This window comes from Tissierella pigra, assembly GCF_009695605.1.
GTDB classification, from domain to species: domain Bacteria; phylum Bacillota; class Clostridia; order Tissierellales; family Tissierellaceae; genus Tissierella; species Tissierella pigra.
In genome coordinates this window covers 1-5,213 of record NZ_VUNQ01000087.1, presented here as the reverse complement: position 1 = coordinate 5,213, position 5,213 = coordinate 1, and the positions used below count along the sequence as shown (strand labels likewise).

The 5,213-nt window shown below is 36.0% G+C and carries 1 protein-coding gene and 1 pseudogene; both read right to left on the bottom strand.

All coding sequences use genetic code 11. The annotated features are described in order from the left end of the window. Positions 1 to 4,090: S8 family serine peptidase (locus FYJ83_RS19130; RefSeq protein ID WP_154443091.1), on the bottom strand; the 4,090-nt coding region annotated here is incomplete at its 3' end. Between the two features lie 93 nt (positions 4,091 to 4,183). After that, positions 4,184 to 5,213, bottom strand: a pseudogene (locus FYJ83_RS19790) (hypothetical protein); the annotation flags it as partial.

Sequence of the window (5,213 nt, the reverse complement as noted above, 5' to 3'; positions counted from 1 at the left end):
CTAATATGAAGTTTGATTTTGCAGTTTGGTCTTCAACTACATTTACTCTAGCTTCCTTAGAATAATATCCATAAGCTTCTGCTACTAAAGTATATTCGCCAATTGGAGATCTCATAAAGAATTTACCAGTAACAGGGTCAACTTTAACACTTCTTCCTGTTTCCAATACTGTTACTACAGCATCAGATATTGGAATTCCTGCAAATACCATTGGCATATTTTGTACTTCTATATCTTCTATGGTTTCAAAGTTATTAGCTCTAAGCATCTCATTTGATTTTAAACTATATTTTGGTGCTGTTGGTTCTACGTAATCTACTTTATCAATCTCATCTTTTTTAACTTCTAATTCCCCTAATCTCATCATACCAGCGTCCACATTGCCCATTGATTTCTTCTTTACTACTGGTCTAATTAAAGGATTACCGGCTGTTGCTTCAGCATTATCGTAGTCCATAATGGCTCTAATCATTACAGCTACTTCATAGTCTGCACCTGAATCTGCTAATGGACTTAATTGTCCTCCAACATTCAGATAAGATCTGGTCCAATCTGATGTAGAATTATCATCTAAACCGGTTCCTGGACTATTATCACCAATTGCATCTTGCATAGTTGATATATAGAAATCGCTACCTGTTGAGAAATTAAAACTAGAAAGATCTATTAGATTCCATCCGCCTCTAACTAGATTATTCACATACATAGGTGTTCCTACTTGATTACCATTTGAATCATAAATAACAAATCCTAATCTATTTCCTCCAGGTGTTGGCCAATCATTACCCCATAGATAAATATTAGCAGCTTGAACTTTACCAAATTGTGATGGAGTAAATCTTACTGCCAACCCATTTCCTGCTGTATTTAATACTAATGCATCTTCTGCCGTTTCATCATCATAAATTAATTCTTCACCTTCAATTGGCTCTGGTTCTACATGGTCTATACCCATAACAAATACATCATCTATATACCATCCAGTATATACTCCTGAAGTATCTGAGTGGAAGAAGAATCTTAATTTTATGGTTTCTCCACTATATCCTGTTAGGGCTATTTCCTCATTAGTCCATTCTTGGACTCTTCTACCATATTTTCCACCTGCTACTGGAGTTATATTGTTCCAAGTAGCTCCATTATCTTTAGAGATTAAAACTTGACCATAATCCCATAGAGTTGTTGTTCCTTCCATATCAACCCAGTGATTGAATATTAGCATGCCATCTTTATCTTCTGGTATCACTATGGACGGAGTTTCTATATAGGCATCAGTTCTATGATCATAATTTCCTGCAAGGTTAGTAGCCCATAGTTTTTCACCTGAATATGCTGCATTAGGTCCAGATGTTGGTACTCCCCATTCCCATGGATTAGCAGTTCCAGCTGTAACACCTGTTACAAATCCACCATTATCATTTTCAAAATCTGCACCAAATAGAATCTGTGCTTCCACTGGAACAGCAGATACCTCTTGTGTATAACCACTTATATTACCAGAAAGGTCTACTGCATTTAATACATAATAATATGTTGTTCCAACAGTTCCTTCAGCATCTTGATAATTATTACTGGTAGTTTCTCCTATCTTAACATATCCTTCGCCTGATGTTTCTGAACGATAAATATTATAACGTGATAGATCAGCATCTGGTGAGTGGTTCCAGCTTAGTTTAATCCCTGTTAACCCTACTTCTGCAGTTAGATTAGTAGGTATTGCTGGCGCATCATTATCTTGAGCCATTAGTCTTACATTATCTATATACCATCCTGCTGCCTGTGTTGAAGCATTAGATGTAAATCTAAACGCTACAAATACTGGATCTTTAGACCCTATATAACTATCAAGATTCACAAGTGCCTCTTTCCATTCTTCTCTAATACCTGTGACAACTGGTCTTGACTCAGTCCAAGTTTCACCATAGTTATCTGTTATTAGAACATAACCCTTATCATAACTGTTCTGCATATTGTACCATTCATAGAATCTTAGTGAGACAGTTTCTAAATTTCCATCTCTTAAATCTATTGGAGGAGTAATCATCCAGCTGTCAGCATTATTTGGATAATTTCCATCTAATGTAGTTGCCACTAGCTTTTCTCCTTCAAATGGCTTCGGACCAACATTTGATGGTGTTCCCCATTCCCATGCTCCATTGAATTTCCAACCATTAGTATTATTCTCGAAGCCTTGGGTATATTCTCCTGGGATTACACCAAATTCTATATCTATTTTATAATCTGATGTAACTACTACATCTCCTCCATAGTCTCTTACTTTTATCTTATATACAATACTATCTCCCATTAACATATCATGGGTTATAGTTCCTTTATACATTCCATTTTTATGATCTCCTGAAATCCTATTCATTGGAGCTACCATCCAGTAGGATTTTCCCTGTTGTTTAACTAAAAGCTCTGCTTCTGTTATTGCAACATCATCTAATATTTCTGCAAGGATTTCTATGTCTGAACCCATATAGGTTTCAAATATTTCTTGTTCATGAGTTATAGTTGCCTCTGATGTATCTTCTCCAGGAACTAATACTCTACCTGAAATATATCCTGTTCCTGTTGCTATGGATGATACTGCCTCAAATGCATCTGCCATACCATAGCCATAACCCATATTTGGTGCTGTTGGGTATGTGGAGTCAGTTAATGGTCTAGCTGTATTCTGTATAATATCTTCCATATCTTCTATTGATAAGGAGGCATTAGCTGATAAAAGAAGTGCTACTATTCCCGAAATAGCAGGTGCTGACATGGAAGTTCCTGACCAGCCTCCTTGATATCCTCCTCCAGGTACTGATGAACGTATACTTGCACCTGGTGCAGATATATTTGGTTTAACTAAAGATTCATCATATGGTGATGGTCCAAGTTTTGAGAAAGATGCTCTTATATCATTTCTATCAGTTGCAGCTACTGCAAAGGATTCTGGATAGTTAGCTGGGCATGATATAGATCCTGGCCAAGGCAGTGGTTCTCCTGCTCTTTGGTTTCCTGCTGAAAAAACAGGAACAATTCCTGCTGCTCTCCATGCTATAACAGCCTCTCTATACCAATCATCTATTCCAGCTCCTCCACCCCATGAGTTATTGACCACATCTGGAGCATTGTCTGGATTTCCACCTGGTGCTAACATCCATTGTGCTGCTGATAATAATATGGCATCTGTTGTAGAACCAGCAGTATTAAATACTCTTGCTGCTATCCATTTTGCTCCTGGTGCCACACCTATTTTATTAGAGCCATCTGCTTCTTGACCAACTATTGTTCCCATTACATGAGTTCCATGTTCATCTGAATCTGCTGGTAGTGATGCGTTGTATACAGGGTCAAACCAGTTTCCACTGGCATTAGTAGTTTCTGTATTTGGATCATAACCTCTCCATTTATCCTTAAGTGCTGGATGAGTCCAATCTACTCCTGAGTCTATATTTGCTACTACTATTCCTGTTCCATCGTATCCCAGCTCCCATACTTCATTAGCTTTTACTCTTTCTATATTCCACTCTAAACTATTATCAGAAGGTTTTATTTCATTATCTAATTTTACCTCACCTAATGTATGAATTTTATTTTCATATATTTTTTCTACTTCTGACATATAGGAAAGATTTTCTATTACTTCCTTTGTAGCTTTTACATATACCATATTCACTATATGATAAGGTGTAAATTCTGCTACATTTCCATTTTCCAGTTCCTTCTCCAGATAATTCAAAATATTCATCTGAGTTAATTCTGCATTATCCTTTAAGGCCTCTATAACACCTTTTCTGACTTGAAGTTTAGTTTGATGTGGTGTCATGGCTGATGATAAAGCAGATTCTGTTGCGTAGGCTACCTTCTCTGCATCTACTTGATCTGCCATATAGACCAATACCTCAGCTAAGTCTTCATTATTTAGCTCTTTCATTACTTCAGGTTCTATCTTCATTGAAGCCTCTTTGCGTAAATCTTCTTTTGCTGAACTAAGTTGGTTGTTCTCTGCATAAACAAAAGATGTAAAATATCCTAATACCATAATAAGACTTATTATTAAGGATAATACTTTTCTTACTTGTTTGTTCTTTGACATTTAAAAATTCCCTCCTTTAGTTTTTGGCAAAATTTGAGCTAACCTCATTTTCAGGATTAGGCCCCTATGACTAGGAGCCTCCCATTTATCATCTTATTTTTCGTAGTATGTTACATTTCCTCTTACATCAAAATATGTTATGAAGTCTGGTAATTCATCTATAGATATTAGATCCCCTTCTTCATTGACTATGGTAGTATCATTAAGCTTGATATACACTTCACCTCCGGTATTGTACCATTCGGTTAACTTTCTCTGTACACTTGCATCATTATCTAAAAAGTCCATATCAAATGCCTCATCACCTATTATCATTGAATTAGATACTAAATCTCTCATATTTCCTATTACGGTTATTCTTCCTTCTGCCATTTCTGTTACCTTAACTCCATATTCGCTAATATATACGACTTGAACTTTTAGTCCTGCAACCACTAATCCTGCTGGTGCTGTCCAAGTTCCAGTATATAATCCTTCTTCTTCTGTCATTGGTATTCCTATTTCATTGCTATCTAATCCAAATGGCATTAACAGCCTGAAATATCCTTTCCCTCCTGTTGGTGCTTGGAAGCTAACAGTAAAAGTGTCTCCTTCTCTAAGATTTATGTCTTCATCTGGCAAAATATTTGTAATAGCTGGTTCCTCTAACCCTACTACCACAGTTCTTACAACTGTAGTTATATTTCCTGCTCCATCAGTTGCTTTTACAGTAATAGTATTTTCACCTTGATTTAGCATCAATCTTTCATGGAAGTTATTAGATTCATCTACTGATATTTCTTTATCATTTATCTCTAATTTTTCTAAGCCAATATTGTCAGTTACAGTACCTATTACATGAGCTACTTCTACATTTATCTTAGCATTGTCTAATGGCTCATCTACTGTTAAAACTGGTGCTAATTTATCTTTTATTACTACTACTGATGCTGATGGTTCTGTTTCTATTCCATTCAGCTCAGCTGTTACCTTAATTGTATTTCTTTCTTCTGGTAAAGGTACTTCTACTTCAAATTCTCTATTCTCAGAATCTATTGAGGTTGTTTTTATATCGTTTACATATACATTTACCTTACCATCTGCTGTGACCTTTCCTTCTACTCTTACTGAATCTTGATTTGTA